A 26350-nucleotide genomic window follows, 5' to 3' on the forward strand; every position below is an offset into this window, starting at 1 on the left:
CCTCAATCGAGTTCGCTGCGGCGACGCGGGTTGAACCAGTCCGCCAGGGAGTCGCCCACCAGGTTGAAGGACAGGACGGCGAAAAGGATCGCCATACCGGGCGCCAGCGCTACCCAGGGAGCGCTGCGCACATATTGAAGGTTCGCCGACACATCCGCACCCCACTCGGCCATCGGCGGCTGGGCGCCAAGACCCAGGAAGCCCAGGCTGGCGGTCTGCAGGATGGCACTGCCCAAAGCCAATGTCGATTGCACCAGAAGCGGCCCAAGGCCATTCACAAAGATGTAGCGAAAGAGGATGCGGCTATTCGGCAGCCCAAGCGAGACGGCGGCTTCGACATAGGGCTTGACCGAAACGCTGAGCGCCTGGCTGCGCGCGACACGCGCAAACTGAGGAGCAAGCGTGATCGCAACGGCAAGCATCGCATTTTGCAGGCTTGGACCGAATGCGGCCGCCAAGGCGATGGCGAGCACCAGTGCCGGAAAAGCCAGAATCGCGTCGACGATGCGCATGATGATGCTGTCCGTCCAGCCCCCCGCGAAACCGGCGATGGTGCCGAAGAACACACCGACGAGAAATGCGATGGCGACGACGCCCACGCCGATCGTCAAGGTAGCCCGCCCGCCATACATGATGCGCGTCAACACATCGCGGCCGAAGGCATCCGTGCCCAGCCAATGACTGACGCTTGGAGCGGCAAGCTTATGGAGGACATCGAGCTTGGTCGGCGAATACACGGTGATCATCGGCCCGATTGTGATGAGCACGATCAGCGCGACGAGAATGCCAAGCCCGACAACTGCGAGCGTATTGCGTCTGAGAAACGTTACGAATTCGCGCATGACGTTCACTTCATCTTCTTGCGGACGCGCGGGTCAAGGACGCCATAGAGCACGTCCACGATGATCGAGGTGATGACGAAAAGCAGCGCGAAGACCAGTGTCGTGCCCTGAATGACAGGATAGTCGCGGTTCTTGATCGCCTCGAACATGTAGCGGCCGATTCCGGGCCACGCGAAGATCGTTTCCGTCAGGATGGCGCCGCCGAGCATCTCGGCGAATTTCAGCCCGATGACCGTTATCGCCGGCAGGAGCGAATTACGCAGGCCGTGATTGAGCACGACATCAGCGCGCCGCAGACCTTTTGCCCTGGCGGTACGAATGAAATCCTCACCCATGACATCGAGCATCGTGTTGCGCACGAAGCGTCCGAGCGTGGCGGCGAGGAAGGCGGCTAACACGGCGGTCGGGAGGATGAGATGCTGCACTGCGCTCCAGGTCGCGGCGAGATCACCGGAGAGCAGGCCATCCAGAATGGCGAAGCCCGTTATGTGTTCCGCCGTGATGAAGGAGCTCATCCGCCCTGAAACCGGCAGCCAGCCGAGATAGGTCCCGAAGACCAGCTGCAGGATAAGTGCAAGCAGGAAGGCAGGCATCGAAACCCCGACCAGGGAAACAACGCGCGTGATATGATCGAACAGCGAATTGGGCCTGATGGCGGAAAGAACGCCGATCGGAATGCCGAAAATCACGGCCACCATGACGGCGAACACCGACAACTCGATCGTCGCCGGCAATCGCAGGACGATCTCCTGGGCAACGGGCAGGCCAGTCTTCAGCGACAATCCGAAATCGCCCTGCAGGAGCCCGCCGACATAGTGGAGGAACTGAAATACGACAGGCTGATCGAGATCGAGCTGAGCGCGCAGCGCATCGATCTGTGCTTGCGTCGCGCCGGGACCGAGCAGCGTGACAGCCGGATCGCCCGGGATCAGCCGAACCAGGGAAAAAACGATGACAAGAACGATGCACATGACGGGTATCAGCGCGATCAGTCGTCGTATGATGAAACTCGCCATGCCTTTCCACTCATCACTGGGAGCCGCCCGCCTCAGCGGGTGGCCACTGTTCGATTGCAGGTGCCGAGGCGCGGTGCCACGAGCGAGACATCAGGGATCGCTCGTGTTCTAGCGCGGCTTCGTCACTTCTTGTAGACGGACCAGTACTCGTTGAGCGGCGGTGCGCTGTTGACGACGAGTCCTTCGACATTGGCGCGCGTGAAGACGATCAGCTTGGGGCTGAAAAGATAGGCGCCCGGCACACGCTTGGCGATTTCTTCCTGAACCTCGAAATAGAGCTTCTTGCGAGCTTCCATATCCGACGTCTGCTGCGCCTTGACGATCAGGTCATCGAGGTCCTTGTCTCCGGGCATGCGGAAGGTCATGGCTGTATCGGCTAGAGACGAGAGGTAGCCGATGGTGATGTGCGCATCCGGATCGTTGTACCAGGGCTGGCGACCATCGAGCGCGACATCGAATTGGCCCGATGTCTGCAACGCCCGCAACGCGGGGAACTCGGTCTGCTCGATCGTGGCGTTGATGCCGATGTCGGCGAGGTTCGCCTGGACGAAGGTGGCAACAGCACCCCAGAGCGGCCCCTGGAAGCTATAGAGTTTCAGGTTGATGCTGGACGGATCGACGCCGGCTTCCACCAGAAGCTTCTTGGCCAGTTCCGGATCATAGGCCGGTGCAAGTTCCTTCATCTTCGGATTGAACGCCCAGCTGTTGCTGGTCAGAGGACCGTAAACCCGCTCGGCAGTGCCACCGAAGACGCCCTGCAAAAGGCCGTCATAGTCGATCGCATGCGCGATCGCTTCGCGTGCCTTGACGTTGGCGAAAGGCCCATCCTTCTTGTTGTTGTTGAACTCGAGCTGGCGGATGATCTGGCTCGATGTTTCGAGTACCTTCACATCCTTGTTGCCCTTCAGCGCTTCGATATCTTCGGCGGCGATCGCCGACAGCTGGCCCTGCTGCTGAACGATGTCCACACCGCCGCTCTCAAGCTCGAGCCGGCGCGTCGAGGCGTCTGGAATGACGCGGTAGATGATCTTGGAAAGCTTGGGCGCACCTCGGAAATAATCCGGGTTGGCCTCGAGAACGACGTTCGTGTCGGCCTGGGCGCTCTTGAACACAAAAGGACCAGTACCGACGGGATTGGCGGCAAACTTGTCGCCATACTTTTCGACCGCGGTCGGGCTGACGATTGCCGACTGTGGCTGCGCCAGGATCGACAGGAATGCCGGATAGGCCGCCGTGAGGGTGATTTTCACCTCGCTCGGCGACACCACGGAGATATCCTTGATGAGGTCGAAGGTCGCCTTGACGTAGGAATTCGTTGCCTTGGTGCGTTCGAGCGAGAACTTCACGGCAGCCGCATCAAAAGGCGTACCGTCCTGGAATTTCACGCCATCACGGAGCTTGAAGTCGAACTGCTTGCCATCCGCGGAAACAGTCCAGCCCGTAGCAAGGCGCCCCTCAAGATCCTTGAAGTCAGGCGCCGTCCACGCAACCAGCGTGTCAAAGACGTTCAGAATGATCTCGCTGCCGACAGGCTCGGCCTTGTTGGTGCCGGGCTCGAGGCTGACGGGATCCGAGGGAACGGCAACGACCAGCGTCTTCAACTGTTCCGCACTCTGCGCCATCGCGTTACCCGCAACGAGCGGCAAGGCCACCATCGCTGCCAAAAATCCCTTCCAGACTTTCATTCTACGCCCCTTTCGTAGTCGTGGCTCTCGCTCAAAAGCCGGTTTCATCAATACCGGCACTTCTTAGCCAATCCGTGATATACTACGAAATATATCATCAGGAATGAGACTGTAAAGCATGCTTGGCGACTGTTTAGACAATCGCCAAAATCGCACATTCTTTATGCAATATAAGAAAAAATATGCCGATTATTCGCGCATTATGAGAACAGAAACAGAGGATCGTGTGCGGAACGGGCCAAGCGCCGATTCAAAGCGGATCCGCGCCTGTTATCACCGGACGTGTCGGATCGCTGATCCAGGCAGACCAGGAACCGGGGTACATGGCTGCCTCGACGCCGATCGAGGCAAGCGCCAGAACAGTATGTGCGGCCGACATGCCGGCCCCGCAATAAACACCGACCGGGCACGATCCATCCGCGCCGAGCGCACGATACATTTCCGCCAGCGTGGCTGCATCTGTGAAATTGCCATAGTCGGTGAGGTTGTCAGGCGCCGGCGCGCTGATTGCATAAGGAATATGCCCTCGTGCCGGCTGCCCTGGCGCGACCGCGCCGCCGATGTAATTGGGCCTGATGCGTGCATCGAGCAACACCGCTTCCTTGCCGAGGCGCAAGGCAGTATCCGCATCGAGCTCTGGCATATTGCCGATGGATAGTGTGATTTCGCTTCGCTGCGGCGTCGCAACCTTGTCCGTCACAGGAAGTCCGGCAGCCCGCCACGCCGGCATGCCACCGTCAAGCACACGAACATCCGGCAGACCTGCCCATCGCAGCACCCACCACGCCCGCGCCGCCGTCATGCTTCGATCACCGTCATAAACGACGACGGTGCTCTCCTTGCGCAGCCCCCAGCGGCGAGTTTTCTCCTGCAGAACAAGAATATCGGGCAAGGGTCGCTGCCCACCCTCGAAGGAGGCAGGCGCCTGAAAGTCAGTATAGGCTTCCGTGTCAATTGCCCCATCGATACGCGACCCGTTAAAGGACGGGGCACCCGTATAGGGATTGATCGAATGAACAGCGAGCAAGGTGATATCCGCACCGGATCTGCGGAGCTCATCCAATTCGACGGGTGTCAGAAGAACTTTTTTTCGGACGTCGTCGACCATGGCGCCAACTTCTTTACAAGCTGAGGAATTTGACCATCCTCCTTCATCCAATGCAGCTTGGCAAGCTGAAATATCTTACGTAGTATATCACGACCTTTCATATCCTGTATGAACGTCGACAGCCCTACCGCCACAGGAGCGTCCCGCGTGACCATCTTATCCGTCGAGCATCTGACAACCTCCTTTCGTCGAGGCGGAGAATGGACGCCCGTCGTCAACGATGTCAGCCTGACGGTGGCAGCCGGCGAGACGGTGGCGATCGTTGGCGAGTCCGGCTCCGGAAAGAGCGTGACGGCAATGTCGATCATGCGCCTGCTGCCGGAAAAGACCTCTCGGATCGAAGGTAGCGTCAAGCTCGGCGGCAGGGAGCTTTTGACGGTACCCGAGCGCGAGATGCAGGACATCCGGGGCAACGAGGTCGCGATGATCTTTCAGGAGCCGATGACCTCCCTCAATCCGGTCCTCACTGTCGGTCGTCAGATCGCGGAGGCAATCCGGCGCCATCGCGGGGTTAGCGCCGGTGAAGCCCGCGCGCAGACAATCGCCTTGCTGGACCGCGTACGCATTCCGGCGGCTACAAAGCGTTTCGATGAATATCCACACGAGCTTTCCGGCGGCACGCTGCAACGTGTGATGATCGCCATGGCGCTGGCCTGCAGACCTAAGCTTCTGATCGCCGACGAACCGACCACCGCGCTTGACGTAACCGTTCAGGCCGAAATCCTTGGGCTCATCAAGAGTCTCCAGGATGAAGAACAGATGGGCGTGCTCTTCATTACCCACGACATGGGCGTTGTCGCCGAGATCGCCGACCGGACTGTGGTGATGTTCCGCTCGCGCGCGCTGGAAAGCGGTCCCACAGATTCGATCTTTGCCGAGCCCGAGAACGCCTATACGAAGGCCCTGCTCTCAGCCGTACCGAAACTCGGCACGATGACTGGCCGCACGAATCCCGCGACCTTTCCGCTGGTCGACGTCCAAAGCGGCCTTGCGCTTGGAGAGCGCGAAGTCGCTCGGGCCGGCGAGCGCAACGTTCTTGAGGTCAGCAACCTCGTCGCACGGTTCGACATCAAGAGCGGCGTACTCGGTCGCGTAACCGGTCGCGTGCACGCGGTTGAGGACGTCTCGTTCGACCTGAAGGAGGGCGAAACCCTTTCGCTGGTCGGAGAATCCGGTTGCGGCAAGTCAACGACCGGCCGCGCGGTGCTCCGGCTCATCGAACCCGTCAGCGGCAGGATCCACATCAATGGCGAGGACATCGGCGCGATGACGCCGGCAATGCTGACGCGCCAGCGCCGCCAGATGCAGATGATCTTTCAGGATCCCTATTCCAGCCTCAACCCACGCATGCGCGTCGGCGATGCCATTGCGGAGCCCTTGATCGCTCATGGATTGGCCTCAAAGATGGAAGCCAGAGCAAAAGCCGTGGACCTCCTCGAGCGGGTTGGCCTAAAGGCAGATATGGCGCGACGCTTTCCGCATGAATTCTCCGGCGGCCAGCGCCAGCGCATCAGCATCGCGCGCGCCTTGACCCTGAACCCGAACCTGATTGTCGCTGACGAGGCCGTCTCCGCGCTTGACGTATCGATCAAGGCTCAGGTGGTGAACCTGATGTTGGAACTCCAGGAAAGCCTGAAGATCGCCTATCTCTTCATCAGCCACGACATGGCTGTCGTCGAGCGCGTGAGCCACCGCGTCGCGGTCATGTATCTCGGCGAGATCGTAGAAATCGGGTCGCGCGAGCAGATTTTCGCGAGCCCGCAGCATGCCTACACGAAGCGACTACTGGATGCCGTTCCGATTGCTGACCCGAGCCGCCGACACGTCCGCACGCGCCAGCCCGGCATCGAACTCGGAAGCGCCATAAGGCCGGCGAACTACGCCCCGCTGAAGGCGACCTATCGCGAGGCGGCACCGGGCCACCTCGTTAAGCAAGGCTAGCGAACCAGTTTCTCGTCAAAGAGTGAAACCGCCCTGCGCGTTTGAAATCAGCGCGTTGAGCAAACCCTTACGTGTATTTTCATTGTGATCGACCATTGCCGCGCGCGCCTTGTCACTGTCGCGCTGGCGCAGGACGGTGACGATCCGATGATGGTCGTTGGCCGTCTCGGGATTAATGTCCCGAATTCTCGTCCCCATGTAGAAGAGGCGTGCGCACTCCTCGAGATGGCTCATCACCAGGGAGTGCAGGCGCGGGTTACGCGATCCGCGCGCGATCGCCGAGTGAAATTCCTCATTGGAATCGACGAAGGTCTTCGTGCTGACATTCTCGCCCACGACATAGCTGGCGTTGGCCAGTTGATCGAGCGCATCCAGTTCTGCCTCGGTCAGGTTCCTCGCGGCAAGTGCGGCAGCCGTTCCCTCGAGCATGCCGCGAACCGCAAAGAGGTCGTTCATATCGTTGACGGTAACCGGCTTGACGCGATAGCCGCGCCGCGGGAACGCTTCCATGAACCCTTCGACACACAGACGCGCCAGCGCCTCGCGAACAGGGGTCTTGCTCATTTCAAGCTTCTCGGCGAGTTCGGGTTCGGAGACCGCCATGCCCGGCGCCAACTGGCCGACGATGATCCGCTCCCGCAAGATTACATAGGCTTGCTCCGTCAGCGATTTCGCCCGTCTTTCCGACGTCGGCCCCGACCTGTCAGTCCTGTTCAAAACCCGTCTCCCATCCGACCACAACAGGGCCACGCTGCTTTCTCGCCATACATCGCCGGCAAGTCAAAGGCTTTTGATATTACGAACATTCGCGTCCCTGGCAAACTGGACTTTGACACCATCTTAGCGGTAATATATTACGTGGTATATCTTGATTGCGCAATCACTATGGCTGCGCACGAACCCAAGGGTGCGTCGTGTCCGACATTCTTGTCATCAACCCCAACAGCTCTACTTCGGTCACCCTTTCCATGGAGGCATGTCTGAGCCCCATCCGGGCCGTGACAGCGCATAGGATCCAATGTGTCGAGCTTGCGAAATCGCCCCCTGGGATCGAGACGGACGCACACGTCAACGAGGTCATCCCAAACATCGTCGAAGCAATTTCGGCGTCATCGGCCGATGCCTTCGTACTTGCCTGTTTCTCTGACCCCGGCATAAAGCATGTGCGGAAGCTGTCGGACCGTCCGGTTCTCGGTATTGCCGAATCCGCCTACCTAGCCGCCATCGGCCTTGGAGCACGATTTGGGATCATCTCGCTCGGCCCCTCCTCGATCGCCCGCCACCTGCGTTACCTCAAGGAACTGCAACTCGAGCGCCGCCTCGCCGGCGATCGCTCGATCGACATGACGGTCGTTGAGCTGATGTCGGGCAACGTCGTCGAGACAGTATCGCGGACCGGCCGCCTTTTGCGCGACGAGGATGGCGCCGATGTTGTCATTCTCGGGTGCGCCGGCCTCGGCGCTTATAGAACTGCCCTGCAGGACAGCCTGGGCATTCCCGTCGTCGATCCGGTTCAGGCCGGCGTCGCGCTTGCCTGCACCAATCTGGACCTCGCTTACGGAAAGACGAAGCAATGACGTTTGATCTTGTAGTACGCGGCACCGTTGTCCTTCCGGACGGGCCGGCTGAAGATAGCTGGGTCGCCGTCAGCGACGGCAAGATCGCAGCCATCGGAACCAGAAACGCACCCGCGGCGAGGGAAATCTTCGACGCCGGCGACGATCTGATCATACCCGGCGTCGTCGATGGCCAGACGCATGCCTGCAGCTATGGCGGCCTTCCCGGCATCCGGTCAACGACGCGCTCGGCGATCGCCGGCGGCGTGACGACGATCGTCGACATGCCCTATGACAACCCGGCTCCACTGAACACGCTGGAGCGCCTTGTCGACAAGATCGCCGCCATCAACGAGCACGCCCATGCCGACGTCGCGCTCTACGGCACAATAATGCCCGGCCAGACGACTGACGACATCGAACCGCTGATCGAAGGCGGTGTGGTTGCGTTCAAGATTTCCACCTTCGAAAGCAGCCCGACGCGCTTTCCCCGCATTGCCTCCGACCAGGTCCTCGCAACGTTTCTCGCACTTCGCGACACGAGCGTTCCGCTCGGCGTGCATAATGAAGACCAGGAGATCGTCAGGGCTTATATCGCCGCTGCGAAAGCCTCAAACCGCAATGGCATCGAGGCGCACTCCGGGAGCCGACCGCCGGCGGCCGAACTGGCCGCAACAGCCCAGTTCCTTGAGCTTGGGGCGGCTTCTGGCGCCCATGCGCATATCGTCCACCTGACGACGCCGCGCGGCTTTCAACTCGTCGACAATTACCTTGCCGACGGTTTCAGGGCCACCGGCGAACTCTGCGTTCATTACCTCTGGTTCGACCCGGATCGTGACGGCGCCGAGCTCGGCGCCCGCATGAAGGTCAACCCGCCGATCCGCCCCGGCCAGATCGACGCCCTGTGGGATGAGATTCTCTCTGGCCGTGTCGCCTTTGTCAGCTCCGACCATTCGAGTTGGCCCGTCGATAACAAGTTCACGCCGTCGATCTTCGACGCGGGTGCCGGCGTGCCGGGGCTGGAAACACTGCTTCCCGCTTTCTACACGGCGGCAGACAACCGCGGCCTCGATGCGGCAGCGATCACCGTCGAGCAGCTTTGCGAGCGCCCCGCGAAATTCTTTGGCCTCTGGCCGAAAAAGGGTGCGATCCGGCTGGGCGCGGATGCCGACCTGGCAGTTCTCTCACGCAGGCCGCAGGTATGGGATTCGTCCCGGGCCCATGACGAGCTCTGCTGGAGCCCCTTTGATGGCCGCGCATTCTGCGTGACCGTCACCCGCACCTATCTTGGTGGGCAACTCGCCTGGGACGGCGTCGCCGTCGTCAACAACCCCGGAGCCGGGCGCTTTGTTCGCCGTGGCAGCTCTCACTGGTTTGAATAGGATCGGATAGCCATCATGCCGCTCATCACATCAGACAGCCAAGGCGTCTTCGTCATTGCCGTCACGCCGTTCAATGAAAACGGATCGCTCGACACCAACAGCATCGATCGCATGGTCGATTTCTACTACGAGAAAGGCGCCGATGGCCTGACCATTCTCGGCATGATGGGCGAGGCGCCAAAGCTTACGCAGGCGGAGTCCATCGAGGTCGCGCGCCAGACGCTGAAGCGCTCGGGCAGCCGTCCCGTTGTCGTCGGCGTTTCCGCGCCGGGACTTGCCGCGATCGGAGAACTAACCAAAGCCGTGATGGATATCGGAGCGGCCGGCGTCATGGTGGCTCCTCCCTCGTTGCTGCGCACCGACGACCAGATCATCGGCTATTATCGCAATGTTGTCGAAACCGTCGGCAGTGATGTCCCTGTCGTGCTGCAGGACTTCCCGCTTTCGACCGGAGTCCAGATTAGCTCGAAGACGCTCGGAGCGATCATCGAAGCGCACCCGAGTATCGTCATGGTGAAGCACGAGGACTGGCCGGGCCTTCAGAAGATAACAGATCTGCGCGAAGCCGAAGCCAAGGGCCGTCGGCGCGTTTCGATCCTGTGCGGCAATGCTGGCATCTTTCTGCCGGAAGAAATGCAACGCGGTGCCGATGGCGCAATGACGGGCTTCCCCTACCCGGAGATGATGGTGGACGTTTGCCGTCTCAGCCGCGACGGCAGGTATGAAGAGGCACAGGATGTCTTCGACGCCTACCTGCCGCTAATGCGATACGAACAGCAGCCGGGTCTTGGCCTCGCGGTGCGCAAATATGTGCTTGCCAAGCGAGGCGCGATCGCGAGCGCAGCGCAGCGGCGTCCGGGAATGGCGCTGAGCGCCCAGGCGGTTGCGGAAGTCGAAAAACTCATCGAACGACAGGAACGCAAGTTGGAGGCGTTGACATAATGGATCTGCAGATTTCAGGAAAGAAGGCGCTCGTTCTCGGCGCAAGTCGTGGCCTCGGCGCAGCAATTGCGAAGGGTCTGGCCGATGAGGGCGTGCAGGTATTCGCGGCCGCCCGCAGCGCCGGCAAGATCCCGCCTCACGCCAACGTCACGCCCGTCGCCGTTGATCTCGCCGACCAGGCTTCCGTCGCCGCTCTCATCGCAACGCTTTCTGAGCAGGGCGGCGTCGACATTCTCGTCAACAACTCCGGTGGTCCCAAGGCAGGCCCGGCGCTCGGCCAGGCGCGCGACAGCTGGCGCTCGACGTTCGACGCGATGGCTACATCGATCTTCGATATCTCCAACGCGATGCTTCCAGGCATGATCGAGCGCAAGTGGGGCCGCATCATTACGATCGGCAGCTCCGGCATTGAACAGCCGATCCCAAATCTTGCCCTGTCCAACGGCGTACGCGCCGCGATCGCCGGCTGGTCGAAGACCTTGGCGAGCGAGGTCGCGCAGCATGGCGTCACCGTCAACATGATCTTGCCCGGACGGATCGACACGGACCGCGTGCGCGAGCTCGACGGCATCAAGGCCCAGCACACCGGCGCAAGCGTCGAAGCCGTGCAGGAAGCATCGCGCAATGACATTCCCGCGCGCCGCTATGGCAAGCCCGAGGAATTTGCTGCCGTTGCCGTCTTTTTGGCGAGCGCCCAGGCAAGTTATGTGACAGGCTCTGCCATCCGCGTCGACGGCGGTATGATCAAGGGGTTATGACAGGAATGACCGATTTCGATATCGTTCACGAGCGCCGCGGCACCGGCAGCTCCAAATGGAGCAAATACCCCGGTGACGTTCTGCCCATGTGGGTTGCCGACATGGATTTCCCGGCGGCTCCGGAGATCGTGGACGCGATCCGAAATCGCCTTGAGCATCCGCTTCTCGGCTACGGCGTGGCGCGGGATGAGCTGCGCGCGCAAATCGTCGCTGACATGCAAAGCAAATACGGCTGGACAGTTTCACCTGATGAGATTGTCTTCTTGCCGGGCGTTGAGCCTGGCTTCAACATGGCGCTGAAGGCGATGCTTCGTCCCGGCGACGGCGTGCTGGTCCAGCCACCCGTCTACCGCCCGATCCTCAACGCGCCCGCCCATTGGGGCCTGCAGCGCATCGATGCGCCCCTGATCGCGACCGAGGGCGGGTATGCGATGGACATTGAGGCCTTCGCCGGCAGGATCGCTGAAGCACAGGCGTTCCTGTTCTGCAATCCCCAGAACCCGACCGGCAAGGTGTTCACGCGCGAAGAGCTCGAGAGCATTGCTGCGCTTTGCCGCAAGAACGATACGCTCATCATATCCGACGAGATCCACTGTGATCTTCTCTTCGATGGCCGCCGCCACATTCCGATCGCCAGCCTCTCGGAAGATGCCGCCGAGCGGACAATCACGCTGATGGCGGCCAGCAAGACCTACAACATCGCCGGCCTGAAGACCGCATTCGCAATTATCCGCAACAAGGCCACGCGCGACGCTTTCATGCAGTCGCGGCTTGGAATGGTCGACAGCGTCAACATCCTCGGCCTGGAAGCAACGCTTGCGGCGTTCTCGAAAGCCGATCGCTGGAAGTCGGATATGCTCGCATATCTCGCAGGCAACCGTGATTATCTCAGTGCCGAGGTCGCCAGGCGTTTTCCCGCGATCCGCCTGATCCCCGCCGAGGCTACCTTCCTTGCTTGGCTGGACTGCTCGGCAATGAAGCTTCGTCCGGACCCGCAAACGCACTTCCTGCAGCATGGAAAAGTCGGCTTCAGTGCCGGGTCGGAATTTGGCCAGGACTACGGCCAGTTCATCCGCTTCAACTTCGGATGCCCTCGCGTTCTTTTGGACGACGCGCTCGACCGCATGGAGCGATCGCTGGCGTGAACTTAAATGGGCCGCCCGAGGCGGCCCGTTTCGCGCAAACCGGTCAGAGCCCGCTTATTGGACGATAAGCTGCGACTTCCCGCGGACGCGATCATAGAGATCGATGACATCCTGATTGAACATCCGCACACAGCCGGACGATGCATTCTTTCCGATCGACTGCCATTCGGGCGAGCCGTGGATGCGGTAAAGCGTATCCACACCATCCTGGTAGATATAGAGCGCGCGGGCACCAAGCGGGTTCGTCAGGCCCGGCGGCATGCCCTGTTTCCAGGTTTCAAGCTTCGGATTGCGCGCGATCATGGCCGGCGTCGGTGTCCAGGATGGCCATTTCCTCTTCCACTGGATCACAGCTCGCCCTTTCCAGCCGCGCCCCTGAGCCCCGAGGCTGACGCCGTAGCGCATCGCGCGACCGTCGCCGAGCACGAAGTAGAGGAACTTATGGCTGGTATCGACGATGATCGTACCCGCCGGCTCGTCGGTCGCGTAGTCCACTTCCTGGCGCAGATAGGTTGGATCAACTCGAGCATGGTCGATTCCGGGCAGGCGATACTCGCCGTCCTCAAGCGCACCATAGGTCTGCGCATAGTCTGGCCTCTTCGGTTCTCGCTCCGGCGCTTGCGCAAGTTCGGCTCGCACGACCTCAGACGAGGTTGGTGGCTTCGCCGTTGGACGCGGGATGGCGTTTGCGTCGATGGGTATCGATCCGGATTGGGTACAGGCGGCAAGAAGAGCCGTCACGACCGCTACTGCGAACGCGCGGATCAAGGTGGTGGGATGCAATTTCAGATTTTCCGATTCGGTTGGGCGGGATTGATACCTGCCAGCCCCTAGTCCGATCCGTGGCCGAATTGTGATGAATACGCCTGAAGCGCGCCAGACGTATGCAGCATCCGTGGCTCGTGTTGGGCAAATGCAACAGGCTGCCACCTATGGCTACACATTTCGAATGGAAACAACGATACGTTATGTGCGCACAGATTTTTCTTTCATTGCGTTTCTTTATAATTTGACATGCGTAAATTTTAGTGATGTATGAAGCGGCGATCGGGTTTCGGGAGGGCCTACTCGATCGCGCTAAGACAGATGAAGGCCCAAGCCGAGTCCTACTCGGGAGGAAACATGACAATCAAAACATTCATGGCGTCGCTCGCACTGGGCACTGCACTCACCCTGTCGGCAGTCGCTGCACATGCGGATGGCATTGGTGCGTCGCTGCTTACGCAGCAGCACCCTTTCTACATCGAGCTCGCTAACGCGATGACGACGGAAGCCAAGGCAAAGAACGTGCCTTTGGAAATCTCCATCGCAAACCAGGACCTGAACAAGCAGCTCGCCGATGTTGAAGACTTCATCGTCAAGGGCGTAAGCGTCATCGTCATCTCGCCGGTCGACAGCCAGGGCGTCGTCGCTGCGATCGCCAAGGCAGAGAAGGCCGGAATCAAGGTCATCACGGTTGACGTCCCCGCAGCGGGCGCGAAGGTCACCTCCCACATCGGAACCGACAACTTCACCGGTGGCGTCAAGGCTGGCGATCTCATGGCAAAGGAAATCGGCGACAAGGGCAACGTTGCCATCATCGACTACCCGACGGTCCAGTCGGTTGTGAACCGTATCGACGGTTTCAAGAAGTCGATCTCCGGTCACCCGGATATCAAGATCGTTGCACAGCAGACCGGCATCACCCGTGCCGAAGCTCTTGCCGCTGCACAGAACATGCTGCAGGCAAATCCAGACATCACCGGCATCTTCGGCTTCGGCGACGACGCCGCTCTCGCTGCAGCCGTGGCTGTGAAGGCTGCAGGCCTGGAAAATCAGGTCAAGGTTATCGGCTTTGACGGCATGGAAGAAGCACGCAAGGCAGTCGACACCAACCCTGTCATGGTCGGCGTGATCCAGCAGTTCCCTGATCAGATGGGCAAGACCGCCGTCGACACGGCCGTGAAGGTCATCGCCGGCGAAGAAGTCCCGGCCGAGCAGCCGATCGTGCCCGGCGTCTACGTCAAGAAGTGATCTGCTCCAGGACGGTCCTTCTCCCAGGACGGGGCCGCTCCGTGCCAGATGGCTCCGCGCAAACACAGCGCGGAGCCGTCTGCAAAGATTGACAAGGAGGCCGCCATGAATGCGCCCACCGCAGATACCATTCTCAAAATCAATAACATCTCCAAGACGTTCGGGCCCGTTGCAGCGCTGAAGTCGATGCAGCTGGACGTCAGACGTGGTCGCGTCCACACGCTTCTCGGCGAAAACGGCGCCGGCAAGTCGACGCTGATGAAGATCCTCGCCGGCGTCTACCAGCCGTCATCGGGCGACATTACGCTGGATGGGCAGCCTTATCACCCGACGGATCCGCAGCAGGCAGCCGCACTTGGCCTGACGATCGTGTTTCAGGAGCTCAGCCTCTGCAACAACATGACGGTCGCCGAGAATATCCTTGCGACACGCGAGCCAGCGACTGCCGGCTTCATCAACGATCGCAAGCTCGCCAGGGATGCCGCGCGGATTGTCGCAGAATTGGGCTTGCCGATCGCCGTTGACGAAAAGGTCGGCAATCTGTCGATCGCCCAGCGTCAGTTGGTCGAGATCGCCAAAGGGCTCAGCATCGACGCGAAGGTCGTCATTCTCGACGAACCGACGTCATCACTCAGCGACAGCGAAGCCGAGATCCTGTTCCAGATTATCGAACGTCTCAAGGCGCGCGGCGCAGCCGTGATCTACATCTCGCATCGCATGGAAGAAATCATGCGGCTCAGCGATGATATCACTGTCATCCGCGACGGCGAGTACATCACCACGCGTCAGCGCGAGACCGTGACCATTGAAGAGCTGATCGCGCTCATGGTCGGGCGACGCATGGAAGAGATCTATCCGCCGCGCGAAGAGGCGGCCCCAGAGCTCTCCGTACCACCCGTGCTGGCCGTCGAAAGCCTCACCCGCGAGGGTGAATTCGACAACGTCTCATTTGCAGTTCGCCCGGGCGAGATCCTCGGTTTCTTCGGACTGATCGGCTCCGGTCGCTCGGAAATCATGAACGCCTTGTTCGGCATGAAACGCGCGGGCGGCACCGTGCGTCTCAACGGCGCGGTCATCGATCTCGATTCTCCTGTCCGCGCGATCGAGAACGGACTCGGTTTCGTCACCGAGAACCGGAAGGAGGAAGGTCTCGTTCTCAGCCAGAGCGTCGAGACGAATATTTCGATGGTGGCGCTGAAGCACTTCGCCAACAAGCTCGGTTTCCTGCGTCGTCGTTCGGAGCGAGACTCTGCCGTCGCCCAGGTTTCCCGCCTGTCGATCAAGACGGGATCGTTGGACACGCCGGCCGGCGCGTTGTCGGGCGGCAACCAACAGAAGATCGTGCTCGCCAAGTGGCTTCTGATGAAGCCCAAGGTTCTGATCCTCGACGAGCCCACGCGCGGCGTCGACGTCGGTGCGAAGTTCGAGATCTACAAGATCATACGCCAGCTTGCTGCTGATGGAACGGCGATCCTGCTTATTTCGTCGGAGCTACCCGAAGTGCTCGGCATGAGCGACCGGGTAGCGGTCATGCACGAAGGCAAGCTCAGCGGCATCGCCACCGACGGCGATCTGACACCCGAAAAGATTATGGCTTTTGCGACAGGGATGACATCATGAGCCAGACCCAGACCTCCAATGCAGCGCTCTTGAAGATCTTCAAGCAGTACGGCGGCATTTTCCTCTCTCTCATCATTCTCTGCGCCATCTTTTCGGTCATGAACCCGCGGTTCATGTCGGTGGCCAACTTCATGAACGTGCTTCAGCAGGTCGCCGTTATCGCCATCGCTGCCTTCGGCATGACGTGGGTCATTCTCCTCGGCGAAATCGACCTGTCGATCGGTTCGATCATCGCCGTGGCCGGCATGGTCGGCGCGCAGTGTTTTGCCTACGGCATGGGGTTTGCCCCGGCGCTGGTCCTGACATTGCTTGCAGGCGCCTTGATGGGCCTCATCAACGGTGTGCTGACAGCCAAGCTGCTGCTGCCGTCTTTCATCGTAACCGTCGCGACGATGGGCATCTATCGCGGCCTTGTCAGCCTGCCGACCAATGGCGCGCCGGCTATGATCATGAACGAGACGTGGACGGCGATCGGGACGGAAAGCTTCCTCGGCCTGCCGATCATCATCTGGATCGTCCTCGTGCTGTTCGTCTTCAACCAGGTTCTGCTTGGAAAGACGACCTTTGGCCGCCGCGCCTATCTGACCGGCGGCAACCGTGAAGCGGCACTGTACTCCGGTATCAAGGTCGATCGCCTGAAGATCATCATCTTCGTCATCTCAGGCGTGATGGCGGCAATCAGCGGCATTCTCCTCTCTTCGCGCCTGTTCTCTGCCCAGACGAATGCCGGCGTGAGCTACGAACTCGATGCCATTGCGGCGGCTGTCTTGGGAGGCACGAGCCTCGCAGGCGGTGTCGGCACCATGGTCGGTACGTTGATCGGTGCACTGATCATCGGCGTCATGAACAACGGCATGAACATGCTGTCGGTCCCGTACTTCTACCAGCTGATCGTGAAGGGCCTCGTCATTCTCATCGCAGTCTGGCTCGACGTTCGCGCGAAACGCGCCAAGCAATAGGCAGAACACCATGAAAAAAATTCTGACGATCGGTGAAGTTCTCGTCGAGATCATCGCAACTGACCGGGGCAATGGATTTCGCTCCGCCGTGCCATTGGTCGGCCCATTCCCCTCAGGCGCGCCCGCGATTTTCATCGATCAGGTGGGAAAGCTCGGCCATCCCTGCGCCATCATCTCCGCGGTCGGCGATGATGATTTCGGATGGGTCAACACCGAACGCTTGAAGACCGACGGCGTCGACATTTCCGGCATCAACGTTATTGCCGGCGGAACGACCGGAAGCGCATTCGTTCGCTATCGTGAAGACGGAAGCAGAGCGTTTGTCTTCAACATTCGCCACAGCGCCTGCGGCACGATCGAGCTCACCGACGCTGCCAAGCAGCTCGTTGCCGAAGCATCGCATCTTCATGTGATGGGAACATCGCTCTACGCGCCGAGCGTGATCGAGACCGTCCTTTCGTCAATGCACGCAATCAAGGCAAGAGGCGGCACGGTGTCGTTCGACCCGAACCTTCGACCCGAGATCCTCAACAGTCCCGGCATGCGCGAAGCCCTGCAGTCGGTCATCGCGGAAACGGACCTCTTTCTTCCGAGCGGCGACGAGCTCTACCTCTTCGCGTCGGCCCGGACCGAGGAAGCCGCCGTCCAGGAACTGCTCGCAAAGGGCGTCAAGGCAATCGTGCTCAAGCAAGGTGCCGCCGGCGCGACCTATTACGATGCCAAAGGGAGCCTCACTCGGCCGAGCATGAAGGTCGAGGAAGTTGATCCGACCGGTGCGGGCGACTGCTTCGGCGCGACCTTCGTAACCTTGTGGCTTGAGGGCGAAACTCCGCAGACCGCGCTTCGATATGCCAACGCAGCAGGTGCCCTCGCCGTCACCAAGACCGGCCCCATGGAAGGCGCCTCCAGCCGCACTGAAATCGACACCTTTCTTGCCGCATAGAAAGACAATCGCATGACGCAGAACTACCTTCTCGATATCGCAACCTGGCACGAGCGCACGACCGGCTTCACGGGCATTCCATCGGTCTGCTCGGCGCATCCCTTCGTGATCGAAGCCGCGATGTTACATGCGTTGCGGGCGCAGTCACCGCTTCTTATCGAAGCGACCTGCAACCAGGTCAACCAGGACGGCGGCTACACCGGAATGACGCCCGCGAACTTCCGCGCTTTCGTCGAACAGATCGCCGCCAAGACCGGCTTCCCGATGGCTGACGTCATCCTCGGCGGCGACCATCTGGGGCCGAATCCTTGGAAGGCAATGAGCGCCGAAGCGGCAATGGATAAGGCCGAGACCATGATCCGCGCCTATGCAAAGGCCGGTTTCACCAAGCTGCATCTCGATACCAGCATGGGCTGCGCCGGCGAGCCGGTGGCCCTCAGTGACGAAGTAACGGCAGCGCGGGCAGCGCGGCTTGCCAGAGCGGCCGAAGAGGCAATTGCCGGCACCGCCGGCCCGCTACCGGTCTACATCATCGGAACCGAAGTCCCGATCCCGGGCGGCGCGATGGAGGAGATCGAAGGACTGGAGCCGACGAAGCCCGAGGCAGCGGCGGAAACCGTTCGGATCCACGCACGCGCCTTCGAAGAGGCTGGCGCGAAGGATGCTTTCCGGAGAGCCGTCGGTGTCGTTGTTCAACCGGGTGTCGAATTCGGCAATCACAACGTCATTGCTTACGACCGGCAGAAGGCGAAAGCGCTGAGCGAAAGCCTGGCGGGCCTTCCGGGGCTTGTTTTCGAAGCACATTCGACCGACTACCAGACGCGCGCCGCGCTGCGCGAGCTGGTCGCTGACGGCTTTGCGATCCTGAAGGTCGGCCCGGGCCTGACCTTCGCTTTGCGGGAGGCGCTCTACGGTCTTGACCAGATTGCAGCGTTCCTCTTCTCCGGCAGTCGAACGGCAACGCTTATGCAAGTGGCCGAGGACGTCATGGTTTCTGATCCTGACAACTGGAACAAGTACTATCACGGCTCCGGCGAGGAGCAGCATCTCCAGCGCCATTTCTCCTACAGCGATCGTATCCGCTATTATTGGCCACAGCCGAAGATCGCGGCAGCCGTGTCGAGCCTGCTGGAGCTTTTCGGCGACACCACCATTCCCGAGACGATGATCAGCCAGTACCTGCAGCGGCTCTACCCGCTGGTACGCGACGGCAAGGTCGCGCCGACAGCCACGGGGCTGATCATCGGAGCGATCGATCTGGTGCTCGAAGACTACTTCGAAGCCTGCAAGGCATAACCGTATCGACTTCCTCGCCGTTGGGGATGGCGTCGCCTTTTCGGTTGACAGGCGACGCTCTTTCCAACGGATATGACGATCGAGCTGCGGGAGAGAAAATTGGATAAACCAATCAAGACGATGGAAGACTTCGCGGAATTCGTTGGCCTGTCCAGGCCGACGGTCTCGAAGTATTTCAACGATCCCAAGTCGGTTCGCGGCAAGACACGTGATCTGATTGAAATCGCCATCAAACAATCAGGCTTCAGACCGAATATCTTCGCCGTGAATCTCAACCGGCGCCGCACGAACATCCTCGGGGTCATCATCCCGAATTCCACCGATCCCTTCTATATGGCTCTGACGCGGCGGATCGAACTGATCGCCAACGAGGCTGGATTTCTTGCCTTCGTTCTGTCCTCCGACGGAAACCCCGAAATGGAAGATCGCGCCATCGAGACGTTCAAGTCGATGAACGTGGCCGGCGCCATCATCGCGCCGCTTGGCGTCGACTCCCATCATGACACGCTCGCAGCCCTTGGCGACAGCATACCACTCGTCTACGTGGATTCTCCGCTCGACGAGAGCTCGTCCTTCGTTGGCACCGATAACGAGCAGAGCTTCCAGCTGATCGTCGACTATCTGTCGCGCTCAGGCGAGCAGCCCTGCTACTTTCCGATGCCTTCGGTTAACAACAATGCCCGAACGCGTGAGCATGCCTTCCGTCGCTCCATGGCGCTCCTGAAGCTCGAGCCTATCGTCCTTGAACTCGAACCTCAGCGCTCCTGGGACTTCGAACGCTTCGGCTTCGAACAGACGCAGCGGATCCTTCGCGAAGGCGGCTTTCCGACGCGGACGGTGTTGTGCGCAAACGACCGAATGGCATTCGGCGTTATTTCCGCCGCCTATCAGGCAGGCCTGAAGGTCGGGCACGCACCCGGCTGCGATCTCAGGGTCGCCGGCCACGACGACCATCCGCTTTCCCGTTACGCCTGTCCGCCGATCACGACGGTTGCGCAGAATTATAACGATATCGGTCGATTGGCGATCGAGCTGCTGCTGCACAAGCTCGGAGAGCCGACAGGACCGCGAAGCGACTTCCCATCGGATGGCCGCATTCTTCTCAAGGCCGAGCTTCAACTGAGAGAATCTGCGTAAGCGCAGGGACGCGACGTCGTCGCATCCCCGCTGTATTCCAAGGCAGCTCTACGGTGCAATACCGTCGACGAGAAGGAATTTCTGGCCCTGCGAGCAGGTCTCGATCCGTGCCTGAACCTTGTAGATCTCTCGCAGCATATCCGAGTTGATGACCTCTTCCGTCTCGCCGCTTACCACCATGTTGCCTCCAGCAATCACAATGGTCTGCTCGCAATAGCGCAGCGCGTGGTTCAGATCGTGCAGGGCGACGAGGACGATCATGCCGGTCTTGCCGGCCAGGTCACGCACGAAGCCCAGGACCTCGATCTGGCGGTGCAGGTCGAGCGCCGAGGTCGGCTCGTCCATCAGCAGGACTTCGGGCTTCCGCACTAGCGCCTGCGCAAGCGATACGAGCTGACGCTGCCCGCCGGAGAGTTCACCGAGTCCGCGGAAAGCCAGATCCTCGATCCGCAATGCCCGCAGAATGGCGTCGATCTCGAAAAGCTCGCCGTCGTGGACCCGCCAGCTCCCCCCCTGCTTCGCTGCCAGAAGAACCGACTCGTAGACAGTCAGCACCGCGTTCGCCCCGGTATCCTGCGGCATGTAGCAGATGGCGCGGTCGTTGTTCGCCGAGCCCGACAGTTCGACCAGCCCCGGACCGGAGATGAGGCCGGCGATCCGCTTGAACAACGTTGATTTGCCGGCCGCATTCGGCCCGACAACGGCCGTCAGGCTTCCCGCTTTCAGCGTCTCGATGCCGACGTTCGAAAGGACCGTCACACGGCCATACGAGGCGCCGACCTGCTTCAGGCCAAGAGCTACCAAGCCCGCCTCCTGTTGCTGAAAATGAGAACGAAGAAGAATGGAACGCCAACCACCGCCGTTATGACGCCGATCGGCAGGATCGCACCGGGAATGAGGATCTTGCTGACAACCGAGGTCACCGACAGTAGCAATGCGCCTGCAATGACCGCTCCGGGAAGGAAGAACCGCTGATCCTCTCCGACGAGCATGCGCGCGATATGAGGACCAACCAGGCCGACGAAGCCGATCGTTCCAACGAAGGAAACCGGGATGGCCGCCAGCAGGCTAACTGTCAGCATGGTCCGCAGCCGAAGCCCGCGAACGTTCACGCCCATGCTTGCGGCCTTGTCATCGCCCAACCGAAGTGCCGTGAGCGCCCAGGCGTTGCGTATGAAGAGCGGCAGCGTCACCACCAGCACCGCGGCCGTGACATAGACCTTGCTCCACGTCGCCTTCGTCAGGCTGCCCATGGTCCAGAAGACGACAGCGGCCAGCGCCTGCTCGGACGCCAGATATTCCAGCAGGGAAAGTGCCGCATTGAAGGTGAAGACGAGGGCGATGCCGAGAAGGACGATCGTTTCGACGGTCACACCGCGCATCGTGGAAGCGAAATGGATGAAAAGTGCTGCGACCATCGCCATCAGGAAGGCATTGATCGGCACCATGTATTCGACCGCGCCGGGGAAGATCGCCACGCCGGCCACCAGTGCAAGTGCCGCGCCGAAACCGGCTGCTGCCGAGATGCCCAATGTGAACGGGCTCGCCAGCGGATTGGAGAGGATCGTCTGCATCTGAGCACCCGCGACGGACAGCGAGGCCCCGACCGTGACCGCCATCAAGGCGATGGGCATGCGAATGTCCCAGATGACGACGCGCAGCTGGTCGCCGGCGGTCGCCGGATCGAATAGCGCTGCAAGTACCTCCTTGAGGCTGTAGTTCGCAGGACCGAGCGCCATGTCCGCGGCGATGCTGAATGCAAGTGCAGCTGTCAGGAGACAGAGGATCACAATACGCCGCAAGGCGAGAGCGCGATAGCGCTCCCGCCCCGTTGAGATCGGCTGAAGCGCCGCGTTCGCCATTGTCAGTTATCCTTCAGCGAAACGAAGTAGCCAGGCTTGTAGTCCAGGGGCAGGAAGCGGGCATGCAGCTCCTTGAACGTCGCTTCCGGGTCGAGATCCTGGAAGAGGTCCGGGTGCAGCCACTTGGCGATCTCCTGGATGGCCACGAACTGATAGGGATTGTTGTAGAACTGGTGCCAAATGGCGTGGACGTTGCCATCCTTCACCGCCTTGACACCGGTGAAGGCCGGGCGCTCGGTCAGGCCTTCCAGCTTGCGCCGTGCCTCTTTCAGATCGGCGCCATAGCCAACGCCGACCCACTTTCCGCCCGGAACATATGCATCCCACATGCCGCCGGTCACGATGATCTGGTCCGGGTTCGATGCGATGATCTGTTCCGGGTTCACCGTTCCGAACGTGCCGGGGATGATGCCCTTGGCCATGTTATTGCCGCCGGCGATCTCGACCATTTTGCCGAAATTCTCGTTGCCGAAGGACATGCAGCAATCATCGGAATAGCCGCCGGCCCGTTCCACGAAAACAACAGGCTTCGGCGGATTGTCTTTCGCCAAGACGTCGGTGACGCGCTTGATGCTGTCAGCCCGGAAGCTGATGAAGTCCTCGGCTACCTGCTCCTTGGCCATCAACTTGCCCATGACCCGCATGCTGGGCTCGGTGTTCTCCATCGGCTTCTCGCGGAAGTCGACATACACAAGCGGAATCCCGACCTTGCCGAGCTTTTCGATGTAACCCGCCTCTTCGGTCGCCGTCTTGGCGTCGACGTTCATGAGGATGACATCCGGCTTCAGCGCGACGGCCTGTTCGATATCGAAGGTCCCGTCCTTCATGCCGCCAAATGTCGGAAGCTTGGCGATTTCGGGATACTTTGCGAGATAGGCGCCGTAGGTTTCGGGATCTGCCTTCGGCAGGTCGTCACGCCAGCCGACCACGTGCTCGAAGGGATTTGTCTTGTCGAGCGCGGCGAGGAAGTAGATCTGCCGGCCCTCTCCGAGAATGATGTGCTTGACAGGAACATCTACCTTGACGTCGCGGCCGGTGACGTCTTTCAACGTGATCGTATCGGCAAGCGCCGGCCAAGCGGCGGACATCAGCATGCCGACGGAAACGGCTGCGATTCTGAGGGTCATTCGCATCGAGAGAACTCCGGTGGAAATTGCGCCCTGTATTTATTTTATGATTGGAAGCGTCAAGTTTTATCTTTTAGAAGAGTTCGAAACGGCGCCGGCTTGAAAGGGACGCAGGAAATGCAAGGGCACAATCATGGATTGCGTGACGAGATCAAGGACTATTGGTCACGACGTGCCGAGACCTTTGACCAATCTCCCGGCCATGAAATCTTCTCTGAGGATGAGCGGCAGGCCTGGCATGCGTTGTTACTCAAGCATCTCGGCCATGGTGACGAGCGCAGAGCGCTGGATCTCGCCAGCGGCACCGGCGTTATCTCTCATCTGATGGACGATCTCGGCTACCGGGTAACGGGGATCGACTGGTCCGAAGCGATGCTCGAGCGGGCGCGCGCCAAGGCGAAGGCTCGCGGGCGCGCCATCAGCTTCTTTGTCGGCGATGCCGAGCGCACGATGGAAGCATCAGACACATACGACGTCGTCGTCAATCGACACCTTGTCTGGACGCTTGTGGATCCGGAGGCCTGCTTTCGCGAATGGTTTCGGGTCTTGAAGCCAGGTGGCCGGCTGCTTGTCGTGGATGGTGACTTCGTCAACGTCGGGCGCGCCGAGCGCGCGGCCAGGCAGTTGGCGACATGGCTGGAACGCGCCGGCATTCTGAAGACCGATCCCATGCATGCGCCGCCAGAACTCGCGCAACAGCACAAAAGCATCCTCGCACGTGTCCATTTTTCCAAAGGTGCGCGAGCCGACGCGGTCGCGGATCTCCTCAAGAAGGCAGGGTTTGATCCCGTAGCCATCGATAGCAATCTCCGCGGGATTCACAGAAGCCAGGCGAAAAACTGGAACTACTTCAAGGCGCTGGCGCGCGGACTGCAGCACCGATACGCGATCGTGGCGGTGAAGCCGGAGTAGAGCGGAAGCGTACTGCTACCCCCAAACTCAGTCCGACCAGCCCGTCGCAACGAACCGTAGCGCGCGGGTCAGCAAGGTCGTCATGATAGTGGCGTGGTCTTCGTCCTCGCCGATCTCAAAACGGACATTTGCGTTTGCGCCGAACGACGCCTCGACCTTCTGCGCGAAGTCGCGGGCGTTGTCGACCATACGACGCTGCTTGCGCAGAGCATGATATGACGCGCTGAGCGTTGTCTGGCTTTGCCATGGCGCAAGTTCCTGTTCCCAGCGTCCGGACGCGACATAGAGCCGAAGATTATCCGTAGTCTTGCTGTCGCTGAGGCTGTCCACCAAGCGCTGCTGGTCCCACCAGATGGAGGGGCTGAAGGCGACATAGCCATCGAAGAGCGACGGCTGTTGTGCCAGAACCTCCAAAACAAAATGACCGGCGAGCGAGTGGCCAAGCAAAGCACGGCGCGTCTGGTGGACCGGGAATCGCGCGGCAATCATCGGCATCAGCTGCCGGCTTATGAACCTGACGTAGGCAGCCTGACCACCAAACCCGTCTGCGGGAACATCTGTCGAGGCGTTCGCTGCCGGTCCTCGCGTGAAATCGAAGTAGCGACGGTCGGCTGCATAGCTTGTCGTGTTGGGATAACCGATGCCGACCACGATCGCGGGACAGATTCCGGTCGCGGACGATCGTCGCGAAACGCGACGGATAGTTTCGGCGACCGTGACGAAGTCCGCGTTGGCGTCAAGCACGTAGAAGACCGGAAAGCCGGCGGGTGGCGCCGGCAGGTCAGGTACATAGATGAATATCTCGTACTCAAGGCCGGTCTCATCGGCACGGATAGCAAAGCGGCGACAATCCGGAAGGAGCAACGGCAGAGCCTCCAGCGACGGCTCGCTTTTGGCATCCGCTCGATCACAAGCGCCATCGCTATGCCGGCCATTCCAGGTTCCGTCTGCAGCGGATTTATGTCTGCGCATCGTCGGCACCTATTCCGTCCAGTAGAGGCCGCTGAGTGGCACAGCCGACAGAGCATTCAATGATCGTCTGGTCGCCTCGGTATCGAGGTCGGCGAGGCGCTTCGGATGCGACCACTTGGCAATGAGTTCGAGGGCAAGGATATCGAGCGGCGAATTGAACAGCTGTTGAGAAAAGCCATGAACGGCATGATGCTGTGCTGCCGGGAGAGCGGAGAAACCGGGACGCTCCAACAGTTGCTGCAAGGATAGGTTCGTCGTTTGGGCGTCAAAGCGCGGACCGACCAGAAGCCCGCCACGGCTCTTCATATATTCGCCGCCGGTCGCGATGTAGACGTCCGGTTTCGATGCCAGAATGTATTCCGTGCCGAGCTGACCAGACGGCTTTCCTTTCAGGATGTCGCCGATATTGCGCGCTCCGGCAAAATCGATGAAGGTTCCAATGCCCGCACCACCTGGAGAATTGCAGCACGCCTCCTGTGTCGACGCGTGTGGTTCCAGGAACACGGAGGGCTTGTCTGAAACCGCGACATCCTGCACACGCTGCGCGATCAGCGCTCTGTGTTGCTGACGTAGCGCGACGACGCGTTGCGCCTGCTGTTCGCGGCCGGTAATCGCCCCCAAAATCTGAAGACTGATATCCGTGTTCTTCAGCGGGCTGGTTACGAAATCCACGAAGATAACCGGAATGCCAGCCTTCTCCAGCTGCTTGAGTTGTTCCTCTGCCGGATGCGAGAAGACCGACAGCACCACGGCATCGGGGTGACCGGCCAGAACCTGCTCGACGGCCATGTCCTGCGCATTGCTAGTCGATTTCGGCAAGGTGTCGATCTGCGGAAACCGCTTCTGATAGTCGGCGTAAAGCTCGCGCCCGAAGCGATCGATATCATGGGGCCAGGCGGCAATCATCGAAACCGGATCGTCCGTCAGAAACCCCAGTGCGATAATCATCCGACCGTCGTCGATGACAAGGCGTTGAGCCGGCTTTGGCAGGGAAACCTGCCGGCCCTTCATATCCGTGACGGTGATCGCCGCCGAAGCACCGGAGGCGAAGGTCAACAGAAGCAGCGCAGACGCAACGAGAGCGAAAAGCCTTCCGGACTGATGATACTTGCGGACGAAAATCGATCTCATGCT

General features: G+C 60.4%; 24 protein-coding genes. 13 read left to right on the forward strand and 11 right to left on the reverse strand.

All coding sequences use genetic code 11. The annotated features are described in order from the left end of the window. Positions 1-2: 2 nt before the first annotated feature. The 4 genes from FZ934_RS26070 to FZ934_RS26085 form a co-directional block, all read right to left on the reverse strand. The gene (locus tag FZ934_RS26070) at positions 3-842 is read right to left on the reverse strand and encodes an ABC transporter permease (protein ID WP_153273676.1); all 840 of its coding nucleotides are present in this window, start codon (positions 840-842) and stop codon (positions 3-5) included. Between the two features lie 5 nt (positions 843-847). Next, positions 848-1858 (reverse strand): ABC transporter permease, encoded by a 1011-nt coding sequence (locus FZ934_RS26075; protein ID WP_153273677.1) that lies wholly within the window; start codon positions 1856-1858, stop codon positions 848-850. Between the two features lie 122 nt (positions 1859-1980). Beyond that, positions 1981-3543 (reverse strand): ABC transporter substrate-binding protein, encoded by a 1563-nt coding sequence (locus FZ934_RS26080; protein WP_153273678.1) that lies wholly within the window; start codon positions 3541-3543, stop codon positions 1981-1983. A 250-nt stretch (positions 3544-3793) separates the two neighbouring features. Continuing rightward, positions 3794-4651: a sulfurtransferase gene (locus tag FZ934_RS26085; protein WP_153273679.1), complete on the reverse strand. Its 858-nt coding sequence runs from the start codon at positions 4649-4651 to the stop codon at positions 3794-3796. Positions 4652-4759: 108 nt separating this feature from the next. Here FZ934_RS26085 and FZ934_RS26090 point away from each other — a divergent pair, with 108 nt between their 5' ends. After that, on the forward strand, positions 4760-6592 hold the full coding sequence (locus FZ934_RS26090) for an ABC transporter ATP-binding protein (protein ID WP_153273680.1): 1833 nt from the start codon (positions 4760-4762) through the stop codon (positions 6590-6592). A 15-nt stretch (positions 6593-6607) separates the two neighbouring features. Here FZ934_RS26090 and FZ934_RS26095 read toward each other — a convergent pair whose 3' ends face one another. Beyond that, complete coding sequence (locus FZ934_RS26095; RefSeq protein WP_153273681.1) at positions 6608-7309, reverse strand: GntR family transcriptional regulator; 702 nt, start codon at positions 7307-7309, stop codon at positions 6608-6610. A 197-nt stretch (positions 7310-7506) separates the two neighbouring features. On the opposite strand from FZ934_RS26095, the gene FZ934_RS26100 reads away from it, so the two are divergent. Genes FZ934_RS26100 through FZ934_RS26120 form a run of 5 tightly spaced genes read left to right on the forward strand, consistent with a single transcriptional unit; the run spans position 7507 to position 12375 of the window. Next, positions 7507-8169, forward strand: a complete 663-nt coding sequence (locus FZ934_RS26100; RefSeq protein ID WP_153273682.1) for an aspartate/glutamate racemase family protein — start codon at positions 7507-7509, stop codon at positions 8167-8169. Beyond that, a complete protein-coding gene (locus FZ934_RS26105) occupies positions 8166-9530 on the forward strand; it encodes a dihydroorotase (RefSeq protein WP_153273683.1) in 1365 nt (454 codons plus the stop codon). Before FZ934_RS26100 ends, FZ934_RS26105 begins: the two co-directional genes overlap by 4 nt. A 15-nt stretch (positions 9531-9545) precedes the next feature. Next, positions 9546-10472 carry a dihydrodipicolinate synthase family protein gene (locus tag FZ934_RS26110; protein WP_153273684.1) on the forward strand — a complete coding sequence of 309 codons (927 nt, stop codon included), beginning with the start codon at positions 9546-9548 and terminating at the stop codon, positions 10470-10472. Then, a complete protein-coding gene (locus FZ934_RS26115) occupies positions 10472-11230 on the forward strand; it encodes an SDR family oxidoreductase (protein WP_153273685.1) in 759 nt (252 codons plus the stop codon). Before FZ934_RS26110 ends, FZ934_RS26115 begins: the two co-directional genes overlap by 1 nt. A 5-nt stretch (positions 11231-11235) precedes the next feature. Next, positions 11236-12375 carry a MalY/PatB family protein gene (locus tag FZ934_RS26120; RefSeq protein ID WP_153273686.1) on the forward strand — a complete coding sequence of 380 codons (1140 nt, stop codon included), beginning with the start codon at positions 11236-11238 and terminating at the stop codon, positions 12373-12375. A 54-nt stretch (positions 12376-12429) separates the two neighbouring features. On the opposite strand, the gene FZ934_RS26125 is transcribed toward FZ934_RS26120, so the two are convergent. Next, positions 12430-13158: a L,D-transpeptidase gene (locus tag FZ934_RS26125; RefSeq protein ID WP_153273687.1), complete on the reverse strand. Its 729-nt coding sequence runs from the start codon at positions 13156-13158 to the stop codon at positions 12430-12432. A gap of 339 nt (positions 13159-13497) precedes the next feature. Between FZ934_RS26125 and FZ934_RS26130 the strand changes: the two genes are divergently transcribed. From FZ934_RS26130 to FZ934_RS26155, 6 genes are all read left to right on the forward strand, one after another. Further along, positions 13498-14388, forward strand: a complete 891-nt coding sequence (locus FZ934_RS26130; protein ID WP_113362217.1) for a substrate-binding domain-containing protein — start codon at positions 13498-13500, stop codon at positions 14386-14388. Between the two features lie 105 nt (positions 14389-14493). Next, positions 14494-16008, forward strand: a complete 1515-nt coding sequence (locus FZ934_RS26135) for a sugar ABC transporter ATP-binding protein (RefSeq protein ID WP_153273688.1) — start codon at positions 14494-14496, stop codon at positions 16006-16008. Then, positions 16005-16967 (forward strand): ABC transporter permease, encoded by a 963-nt coding sequence (locus FZ934_RS26140; protein WP_153273689.1) that lies wholly within the window; start codon positions 16005-16007, stop codon positions 16965-16967. The genes FZ934_RS26135 and FZ934_RS26140 overlap by 4 nt, the downstream gene beginning before the upstream one ends. Positions 16968-16977: 10 nt before the next feature. Beyond that, on the forward strand, positions 16978-17910 hold the full coding sequence (locus FZ934_RS26145; protein ID WP_153273690.1) for a tagatose kinase: 933 nt from the start codon (positions 16978-16980) through the stop codon (positions 17908-17910). Positions 17911-17922: 12 nt separating this feature from the next. Further along, positions 17923-19206: a D-tagatose-bisphosphate aldolase, class II, non-catalytic subunit gene (locus FZ934_RS26150; RefSeq protein ID WP_153273691.1), complete on the forward strand. Its 1284-nt coding sequence runs from the start codon at positions 17923-17925 to the stop codon at positions 19204-19206. 120 nt (positions 19207-19326) lie between these two features. After that, positions 19327-20343, forward strand: a complete 1017-nt coding sequence (locus FZ934_RS26155) for a LacI family DNA-binding transcriptional regulator (protein ID WP_153274051.1) — start codon at positions 19327-19329, stop codon at positions 20341-20343. A 48-nt stretch (positions 20344-20391) separates the two neighbouring features. Here the strand turns inward: FZ934_RS26155 and FZ934_RS26160 are convergent, their stop codons facing one another. Genes FZ934_RS26160 through FZ934_RS26170 form a run of 3 tightly spaced genes read right to left on the reverse strand, consistent with a single transcriptional unit; the run spans position 20392 to position 23338 of the window. Beyond that, positions 20392-21147 carry an ABC transporter ATP-binding protein gene (locus tag FZ934_RS26160; RefSeq protein ID WP_153273692.1) on the reverse strand — a complete coding sequence of 252 codons (756 nt, stop codon included), beginning with the start codon at positions 21145-21147 and terminating at the stop codon, positions 20392-20394. Beyond that, positions 21141-22205, reverse strand: a complete 1065-nt coding sequence (locus FZ934_RS26165) for a FecCD family ABC transporter permease (RefSeq protein ID WP_153273693.1) — start codon at positions 22203-22205, stop codon at positions 21141-21143. Before FZ934_RS26165 ends, FZ934_RS26160 begins: the two co-directional genes overlap by 7 nt. Before the next feature lie 2 nt (positions 22206-22207). Next, positions 22208-23338, reverse strand: coding sequence for an ABC transporter substrate-binding protein (locus tag FZ934_RS26170; protein ID WP_153273694.1), 1131 nt, complete (start codon positions 23336-23338; stop codon positions 22208-22210). A gap of 111 nt (positions 23339-23449) precedes the next feature. On the opposite strand from FZ934_RS26170, the gene FZ934_RS26175 reads away from it, so the two are divergent. Continuing rightward, complete coding sequence (locus tag FZ934_RS26175) at positions 23450-24244, forward strand: class I SAM-dependent methyltransferase (protein ID WP_153273695.1); 795 nt, start codon at positions 23450-23452, stop codon at positions 24242-24244. A 27-nt stretch (positions 24245-24271) separates the two neighbouring features. Here FZ934_RS26175 and FZ934_RS26180 read toward each other — a convergent pair whose 3' ends face one another. Further along, the gene (locus FZ934_RS26180) at positions 24272-25216 is read right to left on the reverse strand and encodes an alpha/beta hydrolase (RefSeq protein ID WP_153273696.1); all 945 of its coding nucleotides are present in this window, start codon (positions 25214-25216) and stop codon (positions 24272-24274) included. A gap of 9 nt (positions 25217-25225) precedes the next feature. Further along, positions 25226-26347 carry an ABC transporter substrate-binding protein gene (locus tag FZ934_RS26185; RefSeq protein ID WP_246737955.1) on the reverse strand — a complete coding sequence of 374 codons (1122 nt, stop codon included), beginning with the start codon at positions 26345-26347 and terminating at the stop codon, positions 25226-25228. Positions 26348-26350: the final 3 nt, after the last annotated feature.

Source organism: Rhizobium grahamii (assembly GCF_009498215.1).
Classification (GTDB): domain Bacteria; phylum Pseudomonadota; class Alphaproteobacteria; order Rhizobiales; family Rhizobiaceae; genus Rhizobium; species Rhizobium grahamii_A.

Bases quoted from the DNA above. Each gene is read 5' to 3' on its own strand.
- FZ934_RS26070 (WP_153273676.1), bottom strand. From the start codon at position 842: ATGCGCGAATTCGTAACGTTTCTCAGACGCAATACGCTCGCAGTTGTC.
- FZ934_RS26075 (WP_153273677.1), bottom strand. From the start codon at position 1,858: ATGGCGAGTTTCATCATACGACGACTGATCGCGCTGATACCCGTCATG.
- FZ934_RS26080 (WP_153273678.1), bottom strand. From the start codon at position 3,543: ATGAAAGTCTGGAAGGGATTTTTGGCAGCGATGGTGGCCTTGCCGCTC.
- FZ934_RS26085 (WP_153273679.1), bottom strand. From the start codon at position 4,651: ATGGTCGACGACGTCCGAAAAAAAGTTCTTCTGACACCCGTCGAATTG.
- FZ934_RS26090 (WP_153273680.1), top strand. From the start codon at position 4,760: ATGAACGTCGACAGCCCTACCGCCACAGGAGCGTCCCGCGTGACCATC.
- FZ934_RS26105 (WP_153273683.1), top strand. From the start codon at position 8,166: ATGACGTTTGATCTTGTAGTACGCGGCACCGTTGTCCTTCCGGACGGG.
- FZ934_RS26110 (WP_153273684.1), top strand. From the start codon at position 9,546: ATGCCGCTCATCACATCAGACAGCCAAGGCGTCTTCGTCATTGCCGTC.
- FZ934_RS26115 (WP_153273685.1), top strand. From the start codon at position 10,472: ATGGATCTGCAGATTTCAGGAAAGAAGGCGCTCGTTCTCGGCGCAAGT.
- FZ934_RS26120 (WP_153273686.1), top strand. From the start codon at position 11,236: ATGACCGATTTCGATATCGTTCACGAGCGCCGCGGCACCGGCAGCTCC.
- FZ934_RS26130 (WP_113362217.1), top strand. From the start codon at position 13,498: ATGACAATCAAAACATTCATGGCGTCGCTCGCACTGGGCACTGCACTC.
- FZ934_RS26135 (WP_153273688.1), top strand. From the start codon at position 14,494: ATGAATGCGCCCACCGCAGATACCATTCTCAAAATCAATAACATCTCC.
- FZ934_RS26140 (WP_153273689.1), top strand. From the start codon at position 16,005: ATGAGCCAGACCCAGACCTCCAATGCAGCGCTCTTGAAGATCTTCAAG.
- FZ934_RS26145 (WP_153273690.1), top strand. From the start codon at position 16,978: ATGAAAAAAATTCTGACGATCGGTGAAGTTCTCGTCGAGATCATCGCA.
- FZ934_RS26150 (WP_153273691.1), top strand. From the start codon at position 17,923: ATGACGCAGAACTACCTTCTCGATATCGCAACCTGGCACGAGCGCACG.
- FZ934_RS26155 (WP_153274051.1), top strand. From the start codon at position 19,327: ATGGAAGACTTCGCGGAATTCGTTGGCCTGTCCAGGCCGACGGTCTCG.
- FZ934_RS26165 (WP_153273693.1), bottom strand. From the start codon at position 22,205: ATGGCGAACGCGGCGCTTCAGCCGATCTCAACGGGGCGGGAGCGCTAT.
- FZ934_RS26170 (WP_153273694.1), bottom strand. From the start codon at position 23,338: ATGCGAATGACCCTCAGAATCGCAGCCGTTTCCGTCGGCATGCTGATG.
- FZ934_RS26175 (WP_153273695.1), top strand. From the start codon at position 23,450: ATGCAAGGGCACAATCATGGATTGCGTGACGAGATCAAGGACTATTGG.
- FZ934_RS26180 (WP_153273696.1), bottom strand. From the start codon at position 25,216: ATGCGCAGACATAAATCCGCTGCAGACGGAACCTGGAATGGCCGGCAT.
- FZ934_RS26185 (WP_246737955.1), bottom strand. From the start codon at position 26,347: ATGAGATCGATTTTCGTCCGCAAGTATCATCAGTCCGGAAGGCTTTTC.